20 protein-coding genes and 1 pseudogene are annotated in these 24,886 nt (G+C 71.2%); 12 read left to right on the top strand and 9 right to left on the bottom strand.

The features are described 5' to 3' along the window. Nucleotides 1-72 precede the first annotated feature (72 nt). The 5 genes from AB0A95_RS27205 to AB0A95_RS27225 all read right to left on the bottom strand — a co-directional run bounded on the left by AB0A95_RS27205 (nucleotide 73) and on the right by AB0A95_RS27225 (nucleotide 4,607). Entirely contained in the window at nucleotides 73-489 is a 417-nt protein-coding gene (locus AB0A95_RS27205) for a DUF998 domain-containing protein (protein ID WP_357558579.1), read from the bottom strand. A 272-nt stretch (nucleotides 490-761) separates the two neighbouring features. Next, the gene (locus AB0A95_RS27210; RefSeq protein WP_357558580.1) at nucleotides 762-1,661 is read right to left on the bottom strand and encodes a low temperature requirement protein A; all 900 of its coding nucleotides are present in this window, start codon (nucleotides 1,659-1,661) and stop codon (nucleotides 762-764) included. Nucleotides 1,662-1,864: 203 nt separating this feature from the next. After that, on the bottom strand, nucleotides 1,865-2,455 hold the full coding sequence (locus tag AB0A95_RS27215) for a TetR/AcrR family transcriptional regulator (RefSeq protein ID WP_357558581.1): 591 nt from the start codon (nucleotides 2,453-2,455) through the stop codon (nucleotides 1,865-1,867). Continuing rightward, on the bottom strand, nucleotides 2,448-3,284 hold the full coding sequence (locus tag AB0A95_RS27220; protein WP_357558632.1) for an alpha/beta hydrolase: 837 nt from the start codon (nucleotides 3,282-3,284) through the stop codon (nucleotides 2,448-2,450). Before AB0A95_RS27220 ends, AB0A95_RS27215 begins: the two co-directional genes overlap by 8 nt. A 342-nt stretch (nucleotides 3,285-3,626) precedes the next feature. Next, a complete protein-coding gene (locus AB0A95_RS27225) occupies nucleotides 3,627-4,607 on the bottom strand; it encodes an NADP-dependent oxidoreductase (RefSeq protein WP_357558582.1) in 981 nt (326 codons plus the stop codon). A gap of 70 nt (nucleotides 4,608-4,677) precedes the next feature. On the opposite strand from AB0A95_RS27225, the gene AB0A95_RS27230 reads away from it, so the two are divergent. Further along, a complete protein-coding gene (locus tag AB0A95_RS27230; protein WP_357558583.1) occupies nucleotides 4,678-5,652 on the top strand; it encodes a helix-turn-helix domain-containing protein in 975 nt (324 codons plus the stop codon). A 311-nt stretch (nucleotides 5,653-5,963) separates the two neighbouring features. On the opposite strand, the gene AB0A95_RS27235 is transcribed toward AB0A95_RS27230, so the two are convergent. From AB0A95_RS27235 to AB0A95_RS27250, 4 genes and pseudogenes are all read right to left on the bottom strand, one after another. Further along, nucleotides 5,964-6,161, bottom strand: coding sequence for an SAM-dependent methyltransferase (locus tag AB0A95_RS27235; protein WP_357558633.1), 198 nt, complete (start codon nucleotides 6,159-6,161; stop codon nucleotides 5,964-5,966). Continuing rightward, a pseudogene (locus tag AB0A95_RS27240) lies at nucleotides 6,138-6,344 on the bottom strand (SAM-dependent methyltransferase); the annotation flags it as partial. The gene AB0A95_RS27235 and the pseudogene AB0A95_RS27240, both read right to left, overlap by 24 nt. A 421-nt stretch (nucleotides 6,345-6,765) precedes the next feature. Beyond that, nucleotides 6,766-7,767, bottom strand: coding sequence for a hypothetical protein (locus AB0A95_RS27245; RefSeq protein WP_357558584.1), 1,002 nt, complete (start codon nucleotides 7,765-7,767; stop codon nucleotides 6,766-6,768). 194 nt (nucleotides 7,768-7,961) lie between these two features. Beyond that, entirely contained in the window at nucleotides 7,962-8,459 is a 498-nt protein-coding gene (locus tag AB0A95_RS27250) for a flavin reductase family protein (protein WP_357558585.1), read from the bottom strand. A 479-nt stretch (nucleotides 8,460-8,938) separates the two neighbouring features. On the opposite strand from AB0A95_RS27250, the gene AB0A95_RS27255 reads away from it, so the two are divergent. The 11 genes from AB0A95_RS27255 to AB0A95_RS27305 all read left to right on the top strand — a co-directional run bounded on the left by AB0A95_RS27255 (nucleotide 8,939) and on the right by AB0A95_RS27305 (nucleotide 24,884). Next, complete coding sequence (locus AB0A95_RS27255) at nucleotides 8,939-10,816, top strand: non-ribosomal peptide synthetase (protein WP_357558634.1); 1,878 nt, start codon at nucleotides 8,939-8,941, stop codon at nucleotides 10,814-10,816. 80 nt (nucleotides 10,817-10,896) lie between these two features. Further along, complete coding sequence (locus AB0A95_RS27260) at nucleotides 10,897-13,917, top strand: condensation domain-containing protein (protein WP_357558586.1); 3,021 nt, start codon at nucleotides 10,897-10,899, stop codon at nucleotides 13,915-13,917. Further along, on the top strand, nucleotides 13,914-14,249 hold the full coding sequence (locus tag AB0A95_RS27265; protein WP_357558587.1) for an acyl carrier protein: 336 nt from the start codon (nucleotides 13,914-13,916) through the stop codon (nucleotides 14,247-14,249). The genes AB0A95_RS27260 and AB0A95_RS27265 overlap by 4 nt, the downstream gene beginning before the upstream one ends. Further along, nucleotides 14,246-17,668 (top strand): thioester reductase domain-containing protein, encoded by a 3,423-nt coding sequence (locus tag AB0A95_RS27270; protein ID WP_357558588.1) that lies wholly within the window; start codon nucleotides 14,246-14,248, stop codon nucleotides 17,666-17,668. The genes AB0A95_RS27265 and AB0A95_RS27270 overlap by 4 nt, the downstream gene beginning before the upstream one ends. Continuing rightward, nucleotides 17,665-18,513: a 3-hydroxyacyl-CoA dehydrogenase family protein gene (locus AB0A95_RS27275; RefSeq protein ID WP_357558589.1), complete on the top strand. Its 849-nt coding sequence runs from the start codon at nucleotides 17,665-17,667 to the stop codon at nucleotides 18,511-18,513. Before AB0A95_RS27270 ends, AB0A95_RS27275 begins: the two co-directional genes overlap by 4 nt. Next, nucleotides 18,510-18,791 (top strand): acyl carrier protein, encoded by a 282-nt coding sequence (locus tag AB0A95_RS27280; RefSeq protein WP_357558590.1) that lies wholly within the window; start codon nucleotides 18,510-18,512, stop codon nucleotides 18,789-18,791. The genes AB0A95_RS27275 and AB0A95_RS27280 overlap by 4 nt, the downstream gene beginning before the upstream one ends. Next, nucleotides 18,784-19,893, top strand: a complete 1,110-nt coding sequence (locus AB0A95_RS27285) for an acyl-CoA dehydrogenase family protein (RefSeq protein ID WP_357558591.1) — start codon at nucleotides 18,784-18,786, stop codon at nucleotides 19,891-19,893. The genes AB0A95_RS27280 and AB0A95_RS27285 overlap by 8 nt, the downstream gene beginning before the upstream one ends. Further along, nucleotides 19,890-20,852 carry a 3-oxoacyl-[acyl-carrier-protein] synthase III C-terminal domain-containing protein gene (locus tag AB0A95_RS27290; RefSeq protein ID WP_357558592.1) on the top strand — a complete coding sequence of 321 codons (963 nt, stop codon included), beginning with the start codon at nucleotides 19,890-19,892 and terminating at the stop codon, nucleotides 20,850-20,852. Before AB0A95_RS27285 ends, AB0A95_RS27290 begins: the two co-directional genes overlap by 4 nt. 14 nt (nucleotides 20,853-20,866) lie before the next feature. Then, nucleotides 20,867-21,982, top strand: a complete 1,116-nt coding sequence (locus tag AB0A95_RS27295) for an HAD-IIIC family phosphatase (RefSeq protein WP_357558593.1) — start codon at nucleotides 20,867-20,869, stop codon at nucleotides 21,980-21,982. Beyond that, entirely contained in the window at nucleotides 21,979-23,538 is a 1,560-nt protein-coding gene (locus AB0A95_RS27300) for an AMP-binding protein (protein ID WP_357558594.1), read from the top strand. Before AB0A95_RS27295 ends, AB0A95_RS27300 begins: the two co-directional genes overlap by 4 nt. Beyond that, entirely contained in the window at nucleotides 23,535-24,884 is a 1,350-nt protein-coding gene (locus AB0A95_RS27305; protein ID WP_357558595.1) for an MFS transporter, read from the top strand. The genes AB0A95_RS27300 and AB0A95_RS27305 overlap by 4 nt, the downstream gene beginning before the upstream one ends. The last annotated feature ends 2 nt before the right edge of the window (nucleotides 24,885-24,886 follow it).

Here is a 24,886-nt window from a genome sequence, read left to right on the forward strand (position 1 = left end):
ACCAGCCGGATACCTCATACCTCCGGCCTACCGAACCCATCGCCCCAGATCACGCCGACACGCCGACGGACGTCAGCCTTTCAACCTCTGTAGCGTTGCTCCGGTGAAGTGCAGGGGAAGCGTGCCGTTCTGCTGTGCCTGGAGGGACCCGTGGAAGGTTCCGACAAGGACGTAGCCGATCAGGGTCACGATCCCCGTCACGGCGGTGAAACGGGACCGCCCGCTGATCGTGCGGGAGAGCAGTGCTGTGGCGATCCCGAAGAGGAGGCCCTGAACGATGAATCCCGAGTTCATGACGACGTGCAGCGGCGAGTCGAGTTCGCGGCCTTGGAACACCCCGGCCGTTGCCGACCCGAGATCGCTGATCCAGTTGTCGGCATAGCTGTAGCTGGGCGATTTCCACGCCGCGGCTGTGATCCCTTCGGCGGCGAGATAGATCACCGCGCCCAGGAGGAAGGTGGCAGCGGCGAAGGGGCGGAGCAGTTTCATGATGTGCCCCAATCCGTCTGGGTGACTGATTGGTCAGTCATATTTGGGGGGAGAGATGTGTTCGGAGGGCGAGTCACGGCGGTTTTGGCGGTGGCGGATGTCGCGGGTGAGGGTGTGCCCAGGAGGTGTCGCGCCCGTATGGCCCCGCCTGGACGATGAGGGGACACAATTGTCCGTAAGCGATGAAGCGCTGCACGGCTTCGGGGTCGGCGCCGGACGTCAAGCCGACGAGCTGCCCCGCCGAATGATCGGGTTGCGCCGGTACGGGCACTTCAGGTGCGACGGGTTGGTTCACCGGAAGGGTTCATGAGTCGCCCGGCGCGGGCCGGTGGCGCTTCATCAGTAGGAGCGGCCTGAATCGGCGTCAGTCGTCGTTCGAACCAGAGGTGGGCGAGGACTATCAGGGCCAGGAAGACCACGAGCGTTCGGCCGCTGACGGCGGTGGCGAGCAGGCCCAGCAGGAGCGGGGCGGCGATGCCTGTGGTGACTCGTGAGATGGTCCTGGGCAGGTCGGAGCTGTGGCTGGCGACGCCGGTGACCACGCCGAGGGTGAGGTAGGCCGCGACGGCGCCGCACAGCAACCAGCGACCTTGCTCGGGCAGTGGGTCGGAGCCGTGCTGGACCACCAGTGCGAGCGGTACGGCGATGGTGGCGACGACGCCGGTGACCAGGCAGTGCAGGCCGAGGGCGGCGCGGATGGGGATCCGGCCGGCGCGCAGGTGCGGGAGGCCGGCGTATCCGAAGACGACGGACAGGCCGAACATGCCGGCCAGCAGAACGAAGGACGCGATTGCGGTGGCCAGCAGGCCGATGTCGTACCGTGCGTCGCTTGCGGCGGCGACGATCTGCACCACCGATTCGCCCAGCACGATGATGACGAAGAGCCCCAGCCGCTCGGAGAGGTGGGCCGGGTCGACCGACGCTCCGTGAATGACTGGTCCCCTGCCGTCGGGGCGGACTCCGGATCGTGGCCGACGCCGAGTAGTTTTTTGGGCCGTGAGGTACGACTGGACGCGCTGGAGGATCCTGCTGCCGGACAGGACCAGGATCAGCAGCAGGTCGATGCCGACTCCGGCCGCCCAGAGCGCGAGTCTCCAGTGTTCGTCGGCCCAGAGCGACGCGAACCAGGGCAGCAGGCCCGCCGAGTACTGCACCACCGGGAAGTCCAGCAATACCGCGCCGCGTTGCCACGATTTGGATCCGTAGACGCTCGGCCCAGCTCGCGTGCCGCTCGATCCGGGTGTCCTGGGGCTCTTCGTCGATGTCCACCGTCAGTGGCCGCCGCGTGGTGGGGTCGCGGAGATCGTGCGTGCCCGGGTGATGCTGATGTCGGTCCTCCGGGATGAGGTGGTCGGGTCGGTTCGTCGACGATCCGTCAGCTGGCGGGGGCGCTGCTCGTAGTGATGTCGCGCAGGCCGCGGTCGAGGAAGTCGATCATCCAGGTGAAGCTGTCGTCGACAGACGCGTCGATCTGGAACCCGCCGGCGGCTTCCAGGGTCGAGAACCCGTGCAGGACGCTGCGGAGCATCCGCAGGGCGTGGATTTCCTGACCGGGATCCAGGTGGTAGCCGCGCAGCATCGCCGCCCAGGAGGCGATGACCCGTTCGACGGCGGGGATGATCGGGTCGTCGGGCCCGGTCGGGCGGGAAGCAGCATCGCCGGCCGCGTACCGGCCCGGGTGTTCCCGCACGTAGGCCCGCATCGCCTGCGCGCCGGCGGCGAGGGCATCGCTGCCGGCCCGGCCCTGGATGGCGTCGCGAATGGCGTCAGCGAACTCGCCCATGGCCAGGACAGCTATCCGGTGGGCCAGATCGGCCTGGCTGGTGACATGTTTGTAGAGCGCCGGGGTCTTGACCCCCAGCCGTTCGGCGACCAGGCCCATGCTGAGGTTCTGGAAGCCGACCTCGTCGACCAGGGCCGCCCCGGCCTCGGTGACCGACAGCGCGGTGAGCCCGGCCCTAGGCATTCGCCAGCGTCTTGTTCAGGAAAGGCCGGGCCAGCGCAAGGACCTGATCCGGTGTCTGGGCGTGCGGGTAGTGACCGGCACCCTCGATGACGGCGAGCTCACCGAGGCCCCTGGGCAGATCGGCGATGATCTTCTCGCCCTCGGCGCGGGGGTCGGCCCAGTCGGGGTCGAGGCTGCCCTCGATGACCAGGACCGGGCAGGTGACGTTGGCCAGCTGCGCGCCGGCGTCGGTCGGGCTGGTCTTGCACATGGCCTGCAGAACCTTCATCCGGCCGGGCTCCGTCAGCTTCGCCTCGATACGCCTCAGTTCGGCGTCCCAGTCGGCGGGCTTGACCGGGTACGCCGCGTCGAGGTACTTCTTCCAGCTTGCCAGTCTTCCGAGGGCCATGACCTGCGCCATCTGGCTGTAACCGGTCCGGAAGCGCTTCACCCGCATCAGCCCGCCGAGGTCGAAGGGTTGTACGCGGGTGAACGGCGCCAGCTCGATGACGCCGTTGATCAGATCGGGTGCGGTGGTTGCCGCGATGGTCGCCGCGCCGCCGCTGATCGACTGGCCGATGATCACGGCCGGGCCGCCGAGGTGGCGCACGACGGCGACCAGGTCGCCCGCGATGTCGGTGCGGCTGTAGCCGTCCCAGCCCAGGCTGGAGTCGCCGCAGCCGCGGATGTCGACGTTGGCAACTCGGTACCCGGCGTCGGCCAGGGCCGGAGCGAGGAAACGATAGGAGTGCCGACTGTCACCGATGCCGTGCGCCAGGACGACCAGAGGGCCCCGCCCCGACACCTCATAGGCGAGGGTCTTACCGGCGACGCTCAAGTACTCGGTCACAGCGACCTCCACCAGATTGGTTAACCGCGTTGACTGTAGGTTAACTGCATTAACTACATGCGTCAAGCGGTCTTCCTCGACGGCTCGGCCCCTGAGCACCAACGGCAGTGAATCCCGCGCTAAGCGCTGACCGCCTGCTCAGCCCGGTTATGGCGGCAGTCGATCTAGGCCACCCCGGTACCGAAGTTGCGCACCGCTGGTCCTCACCGGCGCCAGCTTCGGTACCGGGGCGGCGGCCGATGGCCCCGCCGGCTTGCGTCGGAGGCCCTGGGCCGCAGCAGAAACTCGCCGCAGTGCTCGGCTACCAGGCACCGCCGTCGATGTGGTTGCGTCGAGGAAGGGTTATGCCCGGTCGTCGGCGACGCGGAGCACGATCTTTCCCCTGGTGTGACCCTGCTCGCCTGCGCGGTGGGCGGTCGCGACCTCGGCCAGCGCAAGGACCTTGGCGACCTCGACGGTGACGGTGCCCTGCTCGATCAGCGTGGCGATCCGCGCCAACGCCGGACCGTCCGGCTCGACCAGGAAGCCGGTGACGCGGACTCCGGCGGCGGCCGCGGCCGTGGCCAGCTCGGGCGAGACCCCGGCCGGCACGGCCACCAACAGCCCGCCCGGACGCAGCGTCTCGACCGACCGGGTGCTGGTGGCGTCGTACGCGTCACCGACCAGGTCGAGCACCACGTCGACGTCCCTGACCTCCTTCTCGAAGCGGCCGGTGGTGTAGTCGACGACCTGGTCGGCACCCAGTTCGGCGAGCCACTGCTGGTTGCGTGGGCCGGCCACCGCGATCACGTGTGCGCCCAGGTGCTTGGCGAACTGCACCGCGAGGTGCCCCACCCCACCGGCAGCAGCGGTGATCAAGACCCGCTGCCCCGGCCGCACGCCGGCGGTGTCCACCAGCGCCTGCCACGCGGTCAGCCCGGCCAAGGGCACAGCGGCCGCCTGCTCGAACGTGCTGCCGGCGGGCATCCGGGCGAACTGGCGCGACGGCGCAGTGACGTACTCGGCGTAGCCGCCGCCGGCCCGCGGGAACCAGGGCATCCCGTAGACCCGGTCGCCCGGGGCCAGGGTGGTGACGCCGAAGCCGACCTCCTCGACCGCACCGGCGACGTCCCAGCCCAGGACGAACGGCGGCGCGCCGAGCACCCCCGCCATGCCCGTGCCACCGCGGGTCTTCCAGTCGACCGGGTTGATACCGGCGGCGTGCACCCGGACCAACACCTCGGTGGGCAGGGGGACGGGGCGCTCGACGCGTTCGACGGACAGGACCTCGGGACCGCCGAAGGTGTGCTGACGGACCGCGTTCATGGTGTCGTTTTCGCTCATGATCCCAGTCTGAATACCGCGGCCGCCCGTCAACAGTGTCCTTAACGACGTCGTGCGTAAGATTCGTGCCATGCCCCATCGCGTTGCCGTGCTCGCCCTCGACGGCGTCATCCCCTTCGATCTCGGCATCCCGGCCCGGGTTCTCAACGAGGCGCACGACGCGGCCGGCCGGCCGCTCTACGACATCGTCACCTGCTCCCTCGACGGCACGCCGGTCAGCACCAACGCCGGATTCACGATCCAGGTGCAGCACGACCGCGACGCACTCACCCAGGCCGCCACGATCGTGGTCGCCACCCAGGAGCCGTCCACCGCCATGCTCACCGCCGGCAAGCTCGACCCCCGGGTCGCCGAACTGCTGCACACCTTGGAGCCGGCCACCCGCGTGGTGAGCACCTGCACATCGGCGTTCATCCTCGCCGCCGCCGGCCTTCTCGACGGGCTCGCCGCGACCACCCATTGGGCGCTGAGCGACCGGTTCGCCGCGCTGTTCCCGGCCGTCGAGGTACGCCCGGATGTGCTGTTCGTAGACGCCGGTCGTGTCCTGACCTCGGCGGGAGCGGCAGCCGGTATCGACCTGTTTCTGCACATCGTGCGCACCGACCACGGCGCGTCGATCGCCAACGAAGCTGCCCGCCGCTGCGTCGTGGCCCCTTGGCGAGACGGCGGCCAAGCCCAGTTCATCGCCCATCCGACTCTGCCCGCGTCGTCGGCGGGAACCGGCCCGACCCGGGCGTGGGCACTGGCCCGGCTGGACCAGCCACTTTCCCTGGCCGACCTGGCCGAGCACGCCACCATGACGAAGCGGACCTTCAGCCGACGCTTCGTCGCCGAGATCGGCGTGACACCGTTGCAGTGGCTGATTGCCCGGCGCATCGACCGCGCCCGGACCCTGCTGGAGAGCACCGACCTGCCCGTGGAACGGATCGCCATCCAGGCAGGCTTCGGCAGCGCCACCCTGTTACGACAACACATGCACGCGGCGCTGAGGGTCACGCCGCAGCAGTACCGACGCACGTTTCAGGCCCCGGTCCCGAGGGCCTGACCGGCGAAGCCGAGCCGACGGCGGCTACGGGACGAGGGCGGACGGTTCGCAACGAACGTGAGCGTCCACGGCCAGTGCGTGTAGGTTGCTATCGGTTCTGACGGCGGCAACGTCTGCTGACCTGGCGCTTGTCGGTGTCTGATCAGCGGGTGTGGCGGCCTGGCTTTTCCCCAAAGATGGCGGATTCCTCGATGAAGATCGCTGCGGGGCTCGTTGCCGCGAACGGACCCGTGGTCGTTGATCTACCGGGTCGCCTTCCCGGGTCCGCGAATGGGTTGCCCTCGTGTGTGACGGGCGTCGAGAGGCTCAGCTCAGTTGATGCGGGCGACGCCGCCGAACAGGTAGACCTCCGGCTCGTTGGACTCGGGGTGGGGGCGCCAGCGGGAGCAGGTAACGATGCCGGGTTCGAGCAGGTCCAGCCGGTCGAAGAAGCGTTCGAGCTCGGTCTTTGTCCTGGTGCGGATTGGGGTGCCGCCGCGCTTGGTGGTTTCCCGCATGACGCGCAGCATCGGTTCGCCGTGGATCTCCGCGGCGATGGGGATATCCGGGATGTGTGCGATCACCTCGTCGCCGGCGGCCCGGTCGACCGCGAAGTTGTCCTTGCCGCCGAGCCAGTAGTTCCAGATCCGCGCCGAGTGCGGAACCGTGGTGTCCAGTTTGGAGCCTGACGGGAACTCCCGGTCCTCGGTCATGAGGGCATTCTTCCGCACGGAAGGCTCGGTGACGCAAGTGCCCGCACGGCGAGGCAAGCTGAAGGGCCGCATCGACTCGGCGGTTGCTGTGGGGAGCGCTGGCCTCGTCAGTGGCCCGGGAAGCGCCGGGGTGCCGAGGTGTAATTGTGGCGCTCTGCTGATCGGCGCGGAACCTCGTTGGTTGGTGCCACGCTGACGAGGTCACGCACCGAGAGCCGTTGTCGCAGACGTACCCCCGCGAGGGCTCTGGGAAATCCTGGGGTAGGTCGTGAACTAATGAATTCTTTTAGCTCAGATACCATTTCCTCGATCTACCAGGGTGCGAACCAGGTGCAGCGGATCGTCATGGCGCGGTCGCTGCTGAAGGGCCGATCCGGGGCTGTTGTGGCAGCCCCACGCCCGCACCCGGAGGCTCCGGCGGTCATCTTCCGAGTAGTTCGATGAGCGTGCGGTCGGCCTGCGCCAGGGTCGGGGGGCCGGACATCGGTCTTGTCAGGATTCGCCGGCAGTGGTCGAGTTCGACGTAGATCTCGCCGCCGGTGTTATCGGCGGCCCGCAGTACGGCGAACCGGTCTGCCGGGGCCGAGCACTCCTGTGCCGGGGGCATCGAGGCCAACGTCCGCACGATGACCTCGCGCCGCTGCTCCGAAAGGAGCAGACCGCTGTCGAAGGTTCCGGCGACGTCGCGTGTTCCCTGCCGATCGGCCGGTACCCGGAACACGCACAGCCGCAGCTCTGCGGTGGGCTCGAACGGAAGCGATATGTGGCCCGGTAGCGCACTGGGCGTCGGGCCGCTGGTTTCGGCGGCCACCATGTCTCGCCAGTCCTGGGTGCAGCCGGAGACGGCGGCCCCGGACGACAGGATCTCCCGTACGACCTTCTCTCTGACGATGGTCAGCCGCAGGGCGTGTACGGCGTTCGCTATCTCGACACGTGCCTTGCCGCAGCCGGTCGCGGGGAGCCCCGGCCGGATCCAGCGGCCGTGGGCGTCGAGGAGCAGCAGGTTCGGCACCCAGGGCATATCCGTGGTGCAGAGGTCGGGGATGACCGTCTCGTCGGGCAGCCGCAGTGCGGCGAGCAGAGCGGTCAGGTCGGTGGCCCGGCCCTCGGTCAGGACCAGGTCCTCACCACGGTCGGCGCGTCGTTTCGGTTCGAGTTGGCAGTGGACGGCGACGGTGGCCGCGAAACCGGTGTCGAGGCGCGGCAGGGCGAGAGTCTCCAGCGGTGGCCGGCCGAACTCCATGGGCGCGTCGGTGTCGCAGGAGGTCCAAGCCCGCTGAACGGCCGGAGTGCCGGTCACGGTCGGGAAGGGCCGCCCCCGCGGCTTGTCAGCTGGTGGCTCGGCGATCCTGCCGGTGTCCGCGCAGGCGGCCGTGACGGCCAGGGCCGCCAGCACGGTGAGCCCTTTGCCGACCGCGCGCATATCACTCCTCTACCCGCACCGGTCACCGCTCGTCCCGGGCGATGGCAGGCGTTGACGAACCTGCTGTCGACTGTTCAACGACCGCCGGGGTTTCCGGTGGCGTCCGCGTACCACCCACCGCTCCGCCCGGTGACGACCTCCGTCTCCCGCCCCGGCGGCGGGCCCACCGGACAAGGGGTGGCATCTCGTCGCGCTCAGTAGGCGAAGCGGCCGTAGCGACCGCGGAGGAACAGCAGGGGCTGCCCGTCCGTCCGACCGTGCAGGTGGTGCACCCGCAGCACGACTATGACGTGGTCGCCGGCGGCATGTTCGGCTTCCACTGTGCCCTCCACCCAGGCCACCACGCCGGCCAGTACCGGTGCGCCACCGGGGGACAGTTCCCAGTCGAGGCCTCGGAAGCGGTCCGCCCGGTCCGCGGCCATGCGTTCGCAGACGCCCTGCTGTTCGACGCAGAGGATGTTCACGCAGAGCCGGTCGGCGGCGCGCATGACCGGCCAACTCCCGCTGTCCCGGCTGACGCAGAAGGAGACCAGCGGCGGGCGAAGCGAGACGGACGCGAACGAGTTCACTGTCAGGCCGACCGGCCGGTTGGTCGCGGGGTCGAGGGCCGTCACCGTCGTGACGCCTGTGCCGAAATGGCCCAGGATGTGGCGGAACTGGTCGGGTTCCACAGTTGACGCGGGTGGGTTCACGAGTCTGTCCTCCGTTCCGGTCGCCGCCGGCCCACGATCGACCAGTTGACCGAAATGAATGAAATCAACGTGGGCGACATTGGGTGTGGCCAGCATGAATGCTGGTAGGCGACAGAGATTTCGAGGATGGTCCGGAATTGTCGGTGTCAGGGTCGTTTCAAGGTTGAAACGTTCGAGATGATAACGGACTTCGACCCTGACGTGGGGGATGGCTACTTTCCGTGATGCGGGTCGGCGGATTGTTCTCAGATGTCCGGACGGGGATGTCGCTTTGTCGAAAAATTGCAGGTCATGGCTGAGGTGGCGCCGCTTTGTGGCGCGTCGGCGCCTGTGGCCGCCGCGATGCGCAGTGCCGCTACTGTTTCACTCCAGGTAATCGTAAGGGGTGCAATGTCACCATTTTTCCACCCGGGCGAAGTCGCCCGCCCCGCTTGATTGATGTGACGTGGATCACTATTGCGCTCGGTGTTGTCTTGGTAATGTGGCGCGGGACTCCTGCGGGGAGACATTGTCATCTGTGCTGCCCCTGCTCATTGTCGCTAGCGCATTCAGGGGGGAATGTGTTGCCAGCAGAATGTTCGCGAGCGGTGCCGTCACTCGTGGAGAGCTGGGTCCAGAGTCGACCGGATAGCCCGGCCATTTTCGACCCGAGTTGTGAAGAAACGACGAGCTACGCGCAATTGTGGCGATCCTCCGGCGCGCTGGCCGCCCACCTTCGCCGGCTGGGCGTGGGCCGGGGCGAGGTGGTCGCCCTTTCCCTGCCGCGCGGTGTTTCGTTGATCGTGGCGATGCTCGCGGTGGCGCGTGCCGGCGCGGCATACCTGCCGGTCGACAGTGCGGCACCGGTGGACCGGGTGCGACGGACACTCGACAGTGCGGGCGTCTCCGTCGTGATCGCCGATCAGGACGAGCCGTGGCTCGGTGCCGCCCGGCGTGTCGACCCGGCGGCAGCCGACGATCCGACCGCACCCGGCCCGGTTCCGGACCTGATCGACGCGGACGACCCGATCTACGTCATGTTCACCTCCGGCTCGACCGGCGAGCCGAAGGGGGTCGTGGTTCCGCACCGGGCGGTGAGCCGGCTGGTGGTCGAGCCGCTGTTCTGCACCGTCGCGCCCGGTGATCGTGTGGCCCACACCTCGAATCCGGCATTCGACGCCAGCACCTTCGAGGTCTGGGGCGCGCTTGCCGCCGGCGGCTGCGTGGTGCCCCTGCCCGCGGTGACCGACCTGCCTCTCGAGGAGTGGACGACGCATCTGGACGGCCTGTCGGTCGATGTGCTGTTCCTGACCACCTCGTTGTTCCACATGATCGCCCGGGAACGTCCGGCCGCACTGCGGACCGTCGGCACCGTCCTCGTCGGCGGTGAGCAGCTCGACCTGTCCGTCGTACGGCGGTTGCTCGCCGGCTCGCCGCCCGCGCGGCTGGTCAACGGGTATGGCCCGACCGAGACCACCACCTTCGCCGCGTTCCACGACTGCACCCCGGAGAGCCTGGCCGGCCGGGACCGGGTCCCGGTGGGTCGTCCCCTCCAGCACACCAGCCTGCATGTGCTCGGCCCGGACCTCACCGAGGTCCCGCCGGGCGAGGTCGGCGAGCTGTACATCGGCGGTCCCGGCGTCGCCCTGGGCTACCTGGGCCGTCCCGACCTGACCGCCGAGCGGTTCGTCACCCGGCCGGGCACCGACGAGCGGGTCTACTGCTCCGGCGACCTAGCCCGCCAGCTTCCCGGTGGTGTCTTCGAGGTGCTGGGCCGGCGTGATCGGCAGGTGAAGGTGCGTGGCTTCCGGATCGAGCTGGACGAGATCGAGCTGGCCGTCACCGCCACCGGCCTGGCCGACGCGGCGTACGCGGAGAAACTCGGCGACGGGCCGCAGGCGCTGCTCGCCGTGGCTGTCATGCCGGCGACCGAGGAACTGGATCTCACCGAGTTGGCCCGGCGGTTGGCCGAGCAGGTCCCCGACTACATGGTGCCCTCCCGGTGGGTTCCGCTCGACCGTCGACCGCCGATCGGCCCGACCGGCAAGGTGGACCGGGCCGCGATCGCCCGGCTGTTGGCGGAGTCCGGCCCGGACGCCACGGCCTCCGGTCCGGCCGGCCCGGACGCCGCCGTCGGGCCGGAGACCGATCCGGTGACCGCCGCCCTGCGGGTGATCTGGCGGGACGTGGTCGGCAGCGAGCCCACCGCGACCCGCAACTTCCTGGAGATGGGCGGCAACTCCATCATGGCGGTCCAGCTCGCCGGGCGGGTCCAGGACCGCCTCGGCGTCCGATCCGAGCCGCACGACGTGCTGCTCGCCGACTCGTTCGCCCACCTCGCCGACCAGATCAGGGTCGCGCTCGAGCGCACGCGCTGATCGACCATCCGGAGCACGCGGACGTGCGGAGCCGGTCGCTGCGGCGACCTCGGCGAGCGCAGGTAACGGGAGGAACACGAATGGACACCCGAGCGCCCCTGTCGGTGCCCGAAACCGACATCCCACCGGCCGACATCCCACCGGCCGACATCCCACCGGCCGACATCCCACCGGCCGCCAGCCCGCAGACCGACCGACCGGAGTGCGGCCCGCTGTCGTACGCGCAGGAGCGGTTGTGGCTGATCGACGTCGCCGCCCCCGACGCGGCCACGTACCTCGTTCCGGTGCTGCTGCGCTGGCAGGGCCAGGTCGACCTGGCGGTGCTCGGTGCCGCGTTGACAGCGGTGATGGCCCGGCACGAAACCCTGCGGACCGGCTACCGGCTGCGCGGCGACGAGCCGGAGCAGTTCGTCGGCCCGGCGGCCGACGTGGCGGTCCGAGTCGTTCGGGCCCCCGGTAGGTCCTGGGCCGACGTCGAGGACGAGGTACGCCAAGTTTGCGCCGCGCCGCTCGACCTGTCCACCGGCCAGGTGCTGCGCTGCGCCGCGTTCACCGGCCTCACCGGTGGCGACGCGGTGCTGCTGGTCCTGCACCACATCGCCTTCGACGGCTGGTCGATGGGGCGGCTCTGCGCCGACCTCGCGACGGCGTACGCGGCCGGCGTCGACGGCCGGCGGCCTGACCTGCCTCCCGTTGCGGCCCGCTTCGTCGAGCTGGCGCGGCGCGACCGGGAGGCCGGGCACCGGCCCGACGCGCGCGCCGCGGTGGCGGAGCGGGCGGCGGAACTCCTCGCCGCCGGGCCCGGGCTCACCCTGGCCGGCGCGCTGCCCGGCACATCAGGGCGCGCGGTGGTGCGGGCGGGCGACGAGGTGGTCACCGCCCTCCCGGCAGGGCTGTGGGACCGCGTCACCGAACTGGCCGCCGAACACCGCCTCACACCGTTCGTGCTGTTCGGCACCGGGTTCCAGGTGTTGCTGAGCCTCTGGTCCGGGCGGGACAGCTTCCGGTACGGGGTGATCGCCGCCAACCGGCCCGGTCCCGAGGCCGACGACGTGGTCGGCTTCTTCGCCAACACCGTGCCGCTGCGGGCCCGCCTGGGCGAGGCGGACGACTTCGCGCGGTTGTGCGCCCAGGCGCGGGGCGAGGCGTTCCGCACACTGCTCTACCAACGCCTGCCGTATCACCAGCTCACCGCCGCGGCGCGCACCGAGCTGGTCGAGGTCGCCTTCGCCCTGCAAAATTTTCCCGTGCCCGGCCCGGAGGTGCCGGTGCGGTGGGCGCTGCCCGAGGTGCTGCCCAACGGCACCGCCAAGTTCGACCTGATGCTCACCGTCGAGGAGCGGGCCGACGGCTGGTACGCCCGCTGGGAGTACGACAGGGCCCGCTATCCCCGGACGGTGGTGGCGGCGCTGGCCGAGGCGTACCTCGGATTGCTCGGGGCCGTGACGGAGCGATTTTCCGTACCCCTGGCGGAGCTGGTCCGGTTCGGTCCGGACCCGGCCTGGACGACGGCGGCGCCGGCACCCGCGACGGCCACGGTGTCCCCGGTGCCGGAAGCGGCGGTGCGCCGGGCCGCCGAGTGTTTCGCCACGGCGATGACCGACCTCGTCGAGGAGCCCCCGGAGGTGATCGCGGCCGGGTTGACCCCGGCGACCGACTTCTTCGCCATCGGCGGCCACTCCCTGCTGGTCGTCACCATGCTGCGCCGGATCGAGCGACAGCACGGCATTGTCCTGTCGGCGCGGGATTTCCTGGCCGACCCGACGGTGGCCGGGCTGGCCCGGCTGTTCGTGGCTCCGCCCCGGGTGGCCGTCGCGACGCCGGCGGACAGTGACGGCAGGCAGGTCACCAGCCCGGCGCAGCAACGCTTCTGGTCCATCGACCGCCTGCCGTGGCTGCGGCAGGCGTACCTGGTCCCCACAGTTGTGGACTTCGCCGGTGAGGTCGACGTCGAGCGGCTGCGCGCCGCCGTCGAGACCGTGCTCGCCCGGCATCCGGCGCTGCGGGCCCGCTTCGAGCTCGACCGCCGGCAGCGGCGGGTCTACTACCGCACCGACGGCCCCGCGGGTGAGGTCACGGTGGTGGACGCCGCCGGTTGGACCGACGAGCAGGTGCGCGAGGCCGTGGCGGAGTGGAGCTGGGCCGGCTTCGACCTGGCGCGCGCCGCCCCCGCCCGGGCGCATCTGCTGGACCGGGGCGGGCGGGACGTCACCCTCGTCGTCGTCGTCCACCACATCGTCTTCGACGGCTGGTCGCGGCATCTGCTGATGCGACAGATCGCGGCGGCGTACCGGGGCGAGGGGCTGCCCGAGCCGGTGGCCGGGACCGGCCACACCGACCCCGACGACACCGCGCAGGCCGATACCCGGGCGGTGGTGCAGGCGCTCGCCGGTGCGCCGGTGGACGTGATCCTGCCGTACGACAGGGGCCGGAGCGACACCCAGGAGACCCGGGCGGGCCGACTGACGTACGACCTCGACCCGACCCGCGCCGACCGGTTGCGCAAGGTCGCGGCGGACGCCGGCTGCACCATGTTCATGGTCTCGGCGGCGCTGCTGGCGGTGGCGCTGGCCCGCGTCGGCGGCCAGCGGGACTTCCTGTTCGCCTTCCCCTGGTCGCAGCGGACGGGGGCGCGCAGCGCCGACGCGGTGGGTCTGTTCATCGACACGCTCGTGCTGCGCGCCGACGCCAGTGGCGAGCCGACCTGGCCGGAGTTGCTGGCCCGGGTGCGGGACGCGGCCAACCTCAGCTTCCGACACTCCGCGGCGCCGTTCGACGCGGTCGCCGCCGCCTTGCATCCCGACCGCGACCTCGGTCGACCGCCGGTGACGCCGGTCTACCTCAGCGCCGAGGACGGCGAGCTGTCGGCCCCGGACCTTGGGCCGGACGTCAGCGCCACGATCCGCCCGCTCGATCCACTGCACCTCAAGTACGAGATCGAATTCTCCGTCGTCGATCGGCGGCAGGACCTGCGGTGGGAGTTGCTGTACTCCGCCGCCCTGTTCGACAGCGTCACCGCACAAGCCGTTCTGCACGCGGTCGTCACCGCGGCGGACGACGTCATCCGGCAGCCCACTGCGCGACCACTGGAGGGACATTGAGCACCCTGACGGAGGAGCAACTGTTCGATCGGGTCAGGGCCGCCTGGGCCGAGGTCCTCGACGTCGACGACCCGGAGCGCCTCGACCCGGACCAGAACTTCCTGGAGGCCGGCGGCAGTTCACTGCTGCTCATCATGCTCTGGGAGGACCTGCACGAACTCACCGAGCGGTCGTTGCGGGTGGCCGACCTGTTCCAGCACGCCACGATCCGGGCGCAGGCCAGGCTGCTGGCCGGCGTCGGCGAGGAGGTGCGGCCACAGGTGACCGGCGCCAGCCAGCGCCGCGCCCTGCTCGGCCGGGCCCGTACGGCGGAGGTGCCTCGCCCGTCATGACCGAGATATCCGACACGGACATCGCCGTAGTGGGGACGGCCTGCCGCTTCCCCGACGCGTGGAACCCCGAGCAGTACTGGCGCAACATCGACACCGGCGTGGTGTCCATGCGGGAACTGACCGACGAGCAACTGCGCGCGGCCGGCCACAGCGAGGAGGAAACGCGCCAGCCGGGCTTCGTCCGGGTCGGCGCGACACTGCCGGGCGTGGCCGACTTCGCCGCCGACTTCTTCGGGTACGTCCCCCGGGAGGTCGACGCCATCGACCCGCAGCAGCGCATCTTCCTGGAGTCCTGCTGGGAGGCGCTGGAGTCGGCGGGGCTGGCACCGGGCGCGGACCGCCTGGTGACCGGCGTCTTCGCCAGCAGCGCCGCCGGTAACTACTCCGCGGCGGTCTTCGCCGCCAAGGTCCGTGACCACGGGCTGGCGGCCGCGATCGGGGACCTCGACCTCACCGTCGGGGGGCAGGCCGACTTCATGACCTCGCGGACGGCCTACAAGCTCGGCCTGCGTGGGCCGTCCGTCAGCGTCCAGACGGGCTGCTCCTCGTCGTTGTACGCGGTGCACTACGGCATGCTGAGTCTGCTCGCCGGGGAGTGCGACGTGGTGCTCGCCGGTGGCGCGACAGTCGTGGAGCCGCTGCTCGGCTACCAGCCGATCCCCGGGGCGTGGGTGTCCGAGGACGGCTACATCAGGTCCTTCGACGCGAGCAGCAGCGGCACCACGTACGGCTCCGGGGTCGGGGTGGTGGCCCTGCGCCGGCTCGCCGACGCGCTCGCCGACGGTAACCCCGTGCTGGCCGTGCTGCGCGGCTCGGCGGTCGGCAACGACGGCGGCGCGCGCCTCGGCTACGCCGCCCCGAACCTCGACGGGGTGGCCGACGTGATCGCGGCGGCGCTGTCGGTCGCGGGCGTCTCCGCCGACGCGGTCCGGTACGTCGAGGCCCACGGCACCGGTACGCCGCTGGGCGACCACATCGAGCTGCTGGCCCTGACCGAGGCGTTCCGGCGCAGCACCGACGAGGTGGGCTACTGCGGCCTCGGCTCGGTGATGTCCAACATCGGGCACCTCGGTCCGGCCGCCGGCATCGCCGGGTTGATCAAGGCGGTCCACGTGGCCGGCACCGGCTCGCTGCCCCCGCACCCGACGTTCGACGTGGCCCGCGACCCGGCGGAGCTGGAGAAGAGCCCGTTCTTCGTCACCACCACCCGCCGCGAGTGTCCCGAACCGGAGCGGTTGGTGCTGGTCAACTCGATGGGCGTGGGCGGCACCAACGCCACGATGGTGGTGGCCGCCCCGCCCGCGCCGATCCGGCCGGCCGCGCCGTCGGCCCCCGTCGTCCGGCTGAACGTCTCCGCCCGCAACCGGGTGGAGCTGGATCACCTGTGCCGGGCGCTGGCCGACCGGCTGGACAGCGACCCCGCGCAGGCGGCGGACGTCGCGTACACCCTGCGGGTCGGGCGGGCGGTCTTCGACGAGCGGCGGGTGGTGACCGCCCCGGCCGACCGGCTCGCGGCGGCGCTGCGGTTGCCCCGCCCACCGGCTGTCCGCACGGTCCGGGCCGCCCTCCGCACCGCCGTCATCGTGGCGGGGGAGCAGGCGGCGCCCGCGAGGCTGGCCGCGCTGCGGGCCGCGCTGCCCGGCTCGGCAGTGGTCGACCGGCTCGACCTCGCCGGTGAGCGGTACGCGGTGGTGCTGGCGGGAGCCGGTGGCGAACCAGACCTGGCCGACTCGCGGGGGGTCCTGGTGCCCGCCGGGGACGACGGCTGGGATGAGGCGTTGAGCACCGCCTGGCTGCACGGCGTGCCGGTCGACTGGGAGGCGGTCAGCGGCGGCCGGGGGCGGCGGCTTCGCCTGCCGACGTACCCGTTCCAGCGCAAGCGGTACTGGCCACTGGACCACCTCGACGTGTTCCGCCGGCAGCCGGCACCCGTGCCCGTCGGTGCGGAGCGGGCGACGGCGGGGGACTCGATGGAGGAGAGCATCGCCGGCATCTGGCGGGAGCTGTTCGACCGGGGCGACGTCGGGCTGGACGACGAGTTCGGCACGCTGGGCGGCACGTCGCTGCTGTCGGTGCAGATGGTGCTACGGATCCAGCAGCAGTACGGCGTACTGATCAACCTGCACCGCGCCGGCGGCAGCCGGGCCACGGTGCGCCGGCTCGCCGAGATCGTCCGGGCCGGCGTCACCCCCGACCGGCAGAGCGCGGCCGACCGGGACGGCGAGCTGATCGACGCGGACCTGGCGTTGTCTATCGGACCGATGGCGGAGCGCCGAGCACCGGGCCGGGACGTGCTGCTCACCGGAGCCGCGGGCTATCTCGGTGCCTTCCTCCTGCACGAGTTGCAGCGCGCCGGCCGACGCGTCCACTGCGTGGTGCGGGCGTCGGACGAGCGGGCGGGTATGCGGCGGTTGCGCGAGACCGCCGCCCGGTTGGCCCTGCCGGAGCCGGACCCCGACCTGGTCCGGGTCGTCCCGGCGGACCTGCGGGCCTTCGCCGGCACCGGTGCCGTGGACCTCGACGGCGAGCTTGCCGACCAGGTCGGGCACGTGCTGCACTGCGCGGCCCGGGTGGTCTTCACCGAGCCGTACCGGACGCTGCGGGAGGACAACGTCCTGCCGATGGCGGGCCTACTGAACTGGATGTGCCGGCACGGCATCCGCGACTTCAGCTACGTGTCGACGTTGGCCGCGACAGGCGCGGGGTCGGGCACGGCGGGCACCCGGCTGGAGACCCGCAAGCAGCCCCTGCACTCCGACCTCGGCGGCTACGGGGTCAGCAAGTGGGTCGGCGAGCGGCTGTTGGAGAAGGCCGAGGAGGCCGGCGTACGCGGCCGGGTGTTCCGGCCCGGTCTGATCATGTCGGCCCGGGAGACCGGTGCCTGCAACAACAAGGACCTGGTCTGGCGGATGCTCGCCAGTGGCCTCGCCATCGGCGCCCACCCCACCGACGAGCGCGCCGAACCGGTCTCCCCGGTCGACGTGATCGCCCGGGCGATCGTGTCCCTGGCGCTGTCGCCCTCCTCGGTCGGCAGGGTCTACCACCTGGCCGACGAGCGTTCCGTCAGCACCCGGGAGCTGTTCGACATGCTCGGCCGGGCCGGCCTGGCGACCGAGCCGCTGCCGCTGCCGCAGTGGCAACGGCGGGTGGCCGAACGGGCGCTGGACGGCGGCAGCGAGGTCATGTCGGCAGTGGCCCTCTACGAGCTGGAGGGGCACGAGCTGGCCGAGGACGACGTGCAGGTCCGGGGCTGGCAGCCCTGGCTGCGCAAACACGGCCTCTCCGCCGCCATCACCCCCGAGCAGCTGCGCCGGGGCCTGGTCTTCCTGGCCGAACGCCACGAGGAGTTCGCCGCGCTCCTGCCCGAGCTTGCCGGGCGGCGGGGCGATGACGTCAACGCGATCGAGGAGCGGGTATGAAGCAGCGACATGTCACAGTGCTGGGCGCGGGCGTGATGGGCAGCGCCATCGCCGCCCTCGCCGTCGGGCACGGCCTGCCGGTCACCCTGGTCGACGTCGACCAGGCCGTGCTGGACCGGGCCCGGGACGAGGTCACCCGCCACCTGAGGCTGGCCCGGCTGATGGGGGCGCTGACCGGTACTGACGTGGGCGAGCTGCGTACCACAGTGGAACTCGACAACGTCGCCGACGCCGATGTGGTCGTCGAGGCCGTCACCGAACTCGCCGACGTCAAGGCCAAGGTGCTCGCCGAGGTCTCCGCGCTCATCGGCCCGGAGGCGCTGGTGCTCACCAACACCTCCGCCATCCCGGTGGACGAGCTGGCCGGGGCGGTCGCCCATCCCGAGCGCACCGTCGGTGCCCACTTCATGAACCCGCCGTACCTGATCAAGACGGTGGAGGTGATTCGCGGGCCGCGCAGTTCCGCCGCCGCGCTGGACGTGGCCCGCGACTTCCTGGCCGACATGGGCCGGGAGGTCGTGGTGGTCGGAGACGGGCCGGGATTCGTGATCAACCGGGTGCTACAGCGGATGATCAACGAGGCGGCCCGCATCGCGGACGAGGGGCTCGCCACGCCCGAGGAGATCGACCTGCTCTTCACCGGCTGCCTCGGGCACCGCACCGGGCCGCTGGCCACGGCAGACCTGATCGGCCTGGACAACGTCGTCGACTCGCTACGGGTGCTCCGCGATCGCACTGGCGACCAGGGTTACGAGCCATCCGCGCTGCTGCTTTCCAAGGTCGCCGACGGTGACTTCGGTCGCAAGACCGGGCGTGGCTTCTACGAGCACAGGGGGACCAAGTGAGCTCATCCACCACCAACCAGCACATCCTCAGCCCGGGATCGATCCGCGGCCAGCTCACCACCTTCCTGGAGCGGCAGACCAAACGGGACATCGAGCCGGACCTCGACATCTTCGCCGCCGGCCTGGTCTCGTCGCTGTTCGCGCTGGAGCTGGTGGTGCACATCGAGTCGACGTTCGACGTCACCATCGGCGGCCCCGACCTCCGGCTGGACAACTTCCGGACTGTCGACCGGATGACCGAGCTGGTCCTGCGGCTGCGTGGGGAGTCCGATGACTGAGCGGTGGTCCGAGGCGGCGGCGCTGGTCGCCGCCGCCGTCGGCGATCGCGCGGAGACCTGGGACCGCACCGGCCGCATTCCGCTGGAAACCCTGCGCGAGCTGGGCACCAAGGGGGTGCTCTGCGCGCAGATCCCCCAGGAGTACGGCGGCCTCGGCCTGTCCAGCCTGGACAACGGCGAGCTGACCGCCGCCACCGGGGCCCGGTGCAGCTCGCTGCGGAGCGTCCTCACCTCGCAGGGCATGGCGGCGTGGACCGTCCTGCGCCTCGGCTCGGCGGCCCAACGGCGTGCCCACCTGGCCGCGTTGACAAGTGGCAGCCTCGCCGGGGTCGCCTTCAGCGAGCCCCAGGCGGGCAGTGACCTCTCCGCGATGAGCACCCGGATCAGCGAGGACGGCTCCGGCCTCAGGATCGACGGGCGGAAGGTGTGGATCACCGTTGGCGCCTACGCCGACCTGCTGGTGGTCTTCGGCCGGTTCGGCGACGATGCGGCGGCGGTGCTGGTGCCGACGGACGCGCCGGGCGTGCGCGTCGAGCGGGTGGCCGACCCGCTCGGCTGCCGGGCCGCCGGCCACGCCGACGTCCACTTCGACGGGGTACGCCTGCCGAGGGACGCGGTGCTCGGCGGGGCGGCCATGCCACTGGGCCTGATCGCCACCACGGCACTGACGTACGGCCGGGTCTCGGTGGCCTGGGGTTGTGTGGGGATCCTCCGCAGTTGCCTGACCGAAGCCGCGCGGCACGCCGGCTCCCGGGCCCAGGGCGGGGCCACGCTCTCGTCCCACCAGCTCGTGCGGCGTCACCTGGCGGAGTTGACGGTCGCCGAGCAGGCCGCGACCAGGCTGTGCGAGCACGTCAGCAGGTGTTGGGACGCCCGCACACCCGACCTGGTCATGGCCGCCGTGCTGGCCAAGCACTTCGCCGCGACCCGGGCCGCCGAGGGGGCGAGCACGGCGGTGCAGGTCCTCGCGTCCGCCGGCAGTCGCGACGGGCACCCGGTGGCCCGCGCGTACCGGGACGCCAAGCTGATGGAGCTCATCGAGGGGAGCAACGAGATGTCCCAGCTGATGCTGGCCGACCACGCGCTGGCGGCCTGGTCATGACCGTGGGCATCGGGGCGATCCGCTGCGTCCTGCCGGAGGATTTCACCGCCGTCACCGCGCTGCCCGAGGTCGACTCGCTGCGGACCGAGGAGCGCGAGTTCGTCGCCACCTGCGGGGTCGACCGCGTCGGCGTGTTCCCGGACGCCCCGACCACGGACTTCGCCGTCCAGGCCTGTCAGGAGCTGGGCAAGGCGACGCCGCTGGACCCGGATGTGCTGATCATGGTGGGGTCGCGCGCGCCGGACGTCCTGCTCGGCTCCGACGCGGGGCGGTTGCAGCTGCACGGCGGCTTCGACAGAGCCTTCGCCTTCACGCTCGACAGTCTCGGCTGCACCGGCTCCAGCGCCGCCTGGGCGCTGGCCCGGGATCTCCTGGTCGCTGACCCGACCCGGCAGAGCGTGCTGATCGCGCACGCCAGCCGCCCCACCGGTGTGGACCGGGTGCGCTTCCCGGTGACCGTCATCGGCGACGGCGCGTACGCGATGACCATCGTCCGGGACGGCCGGCCGGCCCTGGTGGCGCACCGGCAGGAGAGTGACGGCACGTTCCACGACCTGTTCCAGGTGGACTACAAGCAATCCCCCTGGTACGAGTGGCGTGAGGAGTGCGAGTCACCCGACCGGTACCGGTTCGAGCTGGCGCTGCACAGCCGGCAGCGGCTCGGCCGGATGGTCGAGACAGTGCTCGCCGACGCCGGGATCACCAAGGCCGAAGTCGCCGCGACGCTGATGCAGAACGTGACAGCGAGCGCCTACGGCTTCTACCAATCCCTGCTCGGGCTGCCCATCCACCCGGTCTGCCAGCGGCAGCTGACCCGGTACGGCCACCTCGGCGCGATGGACGTCGTGCTCAACCTGGACCGGCTGCTCGCCGACGGCGACGTCGGCCCCGGCGACCACGTCCTGGTTCTCAACAACAGCCCCGTGGCGGCCTGGGCGGCCACGGTCTGGCAGATCTGACGAAGGGAACGACCGTGAGCCAGACACCGCCGACGGTGAAGTGTCTCGTCTGGGACCTGGACAACACCCTGTGGCGCGGCACTCTGCTGGAGGACGGCGAGGTGACCCTGCCGGACGAGGTGCGGGAAACCATCGTCGCCCTGGACGCCCGTGGGATCCTGCTGTCGGTCGCCAGCCGCAACGACCACGAGCACGCGTGGGCTCGGCTTGTGGAACTCGGCGTGGCCGACTATTTCGTGGTCCCGCAGATCGGGTGGGGACGCAAGCCCGACTCCATCCGGGCGATCGCCGACGAGTTGCAGTTCGCCCTGAACACGATCGCCTTCATCGACGACCAGCCGGCCGAGCTCGCCGAGATCGACCACCAGCTGCCCGAGGTCCGGTGCTACCCGGCCGAGCAGGCCGGGGCGCTGGCCGGCCTGCCCGAGTTCAGCCCGGGGGCCGTCACAGTGGACTCCCGCCGACGCCGGCAGATGTACCAGGCGAAGTTCCGCCGAGACACCGCGAGGGAGGGCTTCCAGGGCCCGGACGAGGAGTTCCTGCGCAGCCTGGAGCTGGAGATGGTCATCGACCGGGCACGGGACGAGGACATCTCCCGCCTGGAGGAACTCACCCTGCGCACCAGCCAGATGAACGCCACCGGCGTTCACTACTCCGACGCCACCCTGCGTGGCCTGCTCGACGATCCGCACCACGAGGTGCTGGTGGTCAGCATGACCGACAGGTTCGGCCCGCACGGCGCGGTCGGGGTGGTGCTGTTGGCACGCCACCCCGGGGTCTGGCACCTGAAGTTGCTCGCCACCTCCTGCCGGGTGGTGTCCTTCGGGGCCGGCTCGATCATCCTGCGGTGGATCGGTGACCAGGCCGCGCGTGCCGGCGTACACCTCGCCGCGGACTTCCGGCCGACGAACCGCAACCGGATCATGGAGGTTGCCTACCGGTTCGCCGGCTTCGCCGACGACGGGTGCGCGTGCCTCGCCGACCTCAGCCTGGCGACGGAGGACGGGGTGCAACTGCTGCACCTGCGTCCCGAGCGCACCTGCGGACCGACCTCGCTGCGGTTGCGCGCCCCGGCGCTGAGCGAGTCCGACACCCGGCTGCGGGACTGGTCGGAGGTGGTGCCGGCATGAGCGGGGAGACCCTCTACGAGCTGTTCGCCGCCTCCGTCACCCGTGCTCCGGACGCGGTCGCCGTCGAGCTGGAGAGCGGCCCGCTCTCCTACGCGGAGCTGCACCGCTGCGCCCTCGGGCTGGCCGAGAACATCGTCGACCGGCACGGCGGCGTGCCGGCCCGGGTGGCGCTGCTCGCCCAGCGCAGCGTCACCGCCTTCGCCGGCTACCTTGCCGCGCAGCGCCTCGGCGCGGCGGTGACCCCCCTGAACCCGGGCTACCCGGTGCTGCGCAACCGGCGGGTGTGCGACCTCGCCCGCGTGGACGTGCTGGTCGCCGACGACTCCGGCGCGCCGCAGCTCGACGGCGGTCTCGGCGACGCCGCCCCGACGCTGCTGGCGCTCGACGACGACCGGGTGCGCGCGCTCGCCGGCACCGGCGCCGGTCTCGCGGACCATCACGGGGGCCCGGACGATGTGGCCTACGTCCTGTTCACCTCCGGGTCGACCGGGCGCCCCAAGGGGGTGCCGATCCCGCAGCGCGCGGCGGTGGCGTACGTCCGCCACAACGTCGCCCGCTTCGCCGTCGGCCCGGGGGCGCGGGTGTCGCACACCTTCGATCTCACCTTCGACCCGTCGGTGTTCGACCTCTTCGTGACCTGGGCCGGTGGCGCGACCCTGGCCGTGCCCCGCCGGGCGGAACTGCTCAACCCGGTGGACTACCTACGGGACCGGCGGATCACGCACTGGTTCTCCGTACCGTCGGTGGTCTCGGTCGGCGACGAACTGGGCACCCTGCCCACCGGGCAGGTCACCGACCTGCGATACAGCATCTTCATCGGTGAGCCGCTCACCTACCGGCAGGCCGAGCGGTGGCAGGAGATCGCCCCGGGGGCCGTGGTCACCAACGTGTACGGCCCGACCGAGCTGACCGTGGCCTGCACCGAGTTCCGGCTGGACCTCGACCCGCTGCGATGGCCGGTGACCTCCAACGACACGGTGCCGATCGGACCGGTCTACGACTTCCTCGACCACGTGATCGTCGGTGCGGACGGCCGCTCCGCCGACGAGGGCGAGCTGTGTGTACGGGGGGTGCAGAAGTTCGTCGGATATCTGGACTCCGGCGATGATGTCGGTAGATTCCTGACGTATGGTCCCGACGGCGCCGAACCGTACGAGGGCGGTGGTCTCACCGACGAGCACTACTACCGGACCGGGGACCGGGTGCGGATCGAGGACGGCCACCTCGTCCACCTCGGCCGGTTGGACAACCAGGTGAAGGTGCGCGGGTACCGGATCGAACTCGGTGAGATCGAGGCGGCGCTGCGCCGGCACGACGGCGTGACCCAGGCCGTCGTCGTCGCGGTCAACCGAACAGGAGAGACGGAATTGATCGGCTTCTACACGGGCGTTGAGGTGCCGCAGCTGCGTCGTTGGCTGCGCCAGCAGGTGCCGCTGCACATGGTGCCCCGGGTGCTCAACCACCTGCCCGCTCTGCCACTGAACGCCAACGGCAAGATCGACCGGGGGGCGCTGCGGGACTCCGTGGCAGAACTGGCGACGGCGGGCCCGGCGTGACGGCGGCCGCCCGGCTGCGTGCCGCCACGGCGGAACTCGTCCCACCCGCCGGCGTGGTGCGGGTGGTGTCGCTGAGCAACCTGGCCAAGACCGCCGCGCACGGCATCATCATGTCGGTCAGCGTGCTCTACTTCACCACGTCGATCGGCATTTCGGCGACCAAGGTCGGCCTGGCGCTGACCATCGGGGCGGCGGTCGGCATGCTTGTCGCGGTGCCGGCCGGTCACGCGGCCGACATCTTCGGGCCGCGCAACGCCACGGTGCTCGCCATGCTGGCCCTCGGGCTGGTCACCTGCGGCTACGCCTTCGTCACCAGCTTCTGGTGGTTGACCGCCGTCGCCTGCCTGGTGCTGGCCGGCGAGTCCGCCACCGACGCGTCCCGGGGGGCGCTTGTCGCTGGCGTGGTGCCGCCGGAGGAACGGGTTCGGGCCTGGTCATACTTCCGCGCCGTGGCCAACCTGGGCGTCACCCTCGGCGCGGTGATCGGTGGGATCGGGCTCTACTTCGACTCCCAGGAGGGCTACCGGACGCTGCTGCTGCTCGCGGGTGTGCTGTTCGCGGTCGCCGGGCTGGCCTACCTGCGCGTGCCGACCGTGCCGCCGACCCGCGACACCGAGGCACGGCCCAGCCTCGTCGTACTGCGGGACCGGCCCTACGCGGCGTTCGTCGTGCTCAACGCGCTGCTGGTGATGAACGGGCCGTTGCTGACGGTGGCGCTGCCCATCTGGATCGCGCAACGCACCGAGGCCCCCACCGCGCTCTACCCCGTCATCCTCGTGATCAACACGATCTGCGTGGTGCTGCTACAGGTGCGGGTCAGCCGGGGAGCGGAGCGCCTCGACGGTGGCGCCCGGGCCTGGCAGCGGGCCGGCCTGGTGCTCGCCGCCTGCTGCGTGCTCTTCGCCCTCGCCGGTGGCCTGCCCCTCTGGGCCGCGGCGGCGGCCCTGCTCGCCGGCGCCCTCGTGCACGTGCTCGGCGAGATGCTGCACAGCTCGGGAGCCTGGTCGTTGGCGTACGGGTTGGCCCCCGAGGGCAGCCACGGCCAGTACCAGGGCCTGTTCGGCATGTCCACGCAACTCGGCTCCACCATCACCCCGTTCGCCGCGACGGTGCTCATCATCGGGTTCGGCTGGCCCGGCTGGCTCATCTTCGGCGCGGTCATGTGCGCCGCCGGCCTGCTCGCTCCCGCCGTGGTGCGCGCGGCGCAGAAGGACGCGACCCGCAGCGGCGTCTCGGCGGCGGACGAGCCGGCCACGGTGCCCGACACCAGGTCCGCGGCGGACGAGCCGACGACGGTGGCCGGCGACGAGCCGGCCGGTGATCCCCTCTCGATCGACAGGAGCTGACC

Source organism: Micromonospora sp. NPDC049230 (genome assembly GCF_040647875.1).
Taxonomy (GTDB): domain Bacteria; phylum Actinomycetota; class Actinomycetes; order Mycobacteriales; family Micromonosporaceae; genus Micromonospora.

What these genes read in the sequence shown, in the direction of transcription:
- AB0A95_RS27205 (WP_357558579.1), bottom strand. Translation starts at nt 489, where the DNA reads ATGAAACTGCTCCGCCCCTTCGCCGCTGCCACCTTCCTCCTGGGCGCG.
- AB0A95_RS27215 (WP_357558581.1), bottom strand. Translation starts at nt 2,455, where the DNA reads ATGCCTAGGGCCGGGCTCACCGCGCTGTCGGTCACCGAGGCCGGGGCG.
- AB0A95_RS27225 (WP_357558582.1), bottom strand. Translation starts at nt 4,607, where the DNA reads ATGAGCGAAAACGACACCATGAACGCGGTCCGTCAGCACACCTTCGGC.
- AB0A95_RS27230 (WP_357558583.1), top strand. Translation starts at nt 4,678, where the DNA reads ATGCCCCATCGCGTTGCCGTGCTCGCCCTCGACGGCGTCATCCCCTTC.
- AB0A95_RS27235 (WP_357558633.1), bottom strand. Translation starts at nt 6,161, where the DNA reads ATGCTGCGCGTCATGCGGGAAACCACCAAGCGCGGCGGCACCCCAATC.
- AB0A95_RS27245 (WP_357558584.1), bottom strand. Translation starts at nt 7,767, where the DNA reads ATGCGCGCGGTCGGCAAAGGGCTCACCGTGCTGGCGGCCCTGGCCGTC.
- AB0A95_RS27255 (WP_357558634.1), top strand. Translation starts at nt 8,939, where the DNA reads ATGTGGCGCGGGACTCCTGCGGGGAGACATTGTCATCTGTGCTGCCCC.
- AB0A95_RS27260 (WP_357558586.1), top strand. Translation starts at nt 10,897, where the DNA reads ATGGACACCCGAGCGCCCCTGTCGGTGCCCGAAACCGACATCCCACCG.
- AB0A95_RS27270 (WP_357558588.1), top strand. Translation starts at nt 14,246, where the DNA reads ATGACCGAGATATCCGACACGGACATCGCCGTAGTGGGGACGGCCTGC.
- AB0A95_RS27275 (WP_357558589.1), top strand. Translation starts at nt 17,665, where the DNA reads ATGAAGCAGCGACATGTCACAGTGCTGGGCGCGGGCGTGATGGGCAGC.
- AB0A95_RS27285 (WP_357558591.1), top strand. Translation starts at nt 18,784, where the DNA reads ATGACTGAGCGGTGGTCCGAGGCGGCGGCGCTGGTCGCCGCCGCCGTC.
- AB0A95_RS27290 (WP_357558592.1), top strand. Translation starts at nt 19,890, where the DNA reads ATGACCGTGGGCATCGGGGCGATCCGCTGCGTCCTGCCGGAGGATTTC.
- AB0A95_RS27300 (WP_357558594.1), top strand. Translation starts at nt 21,979, where the DNA reads ATGAGCGGGGAGACCCTCTACGAGCTGTTCGCCGCCTCCGTCACCCGT.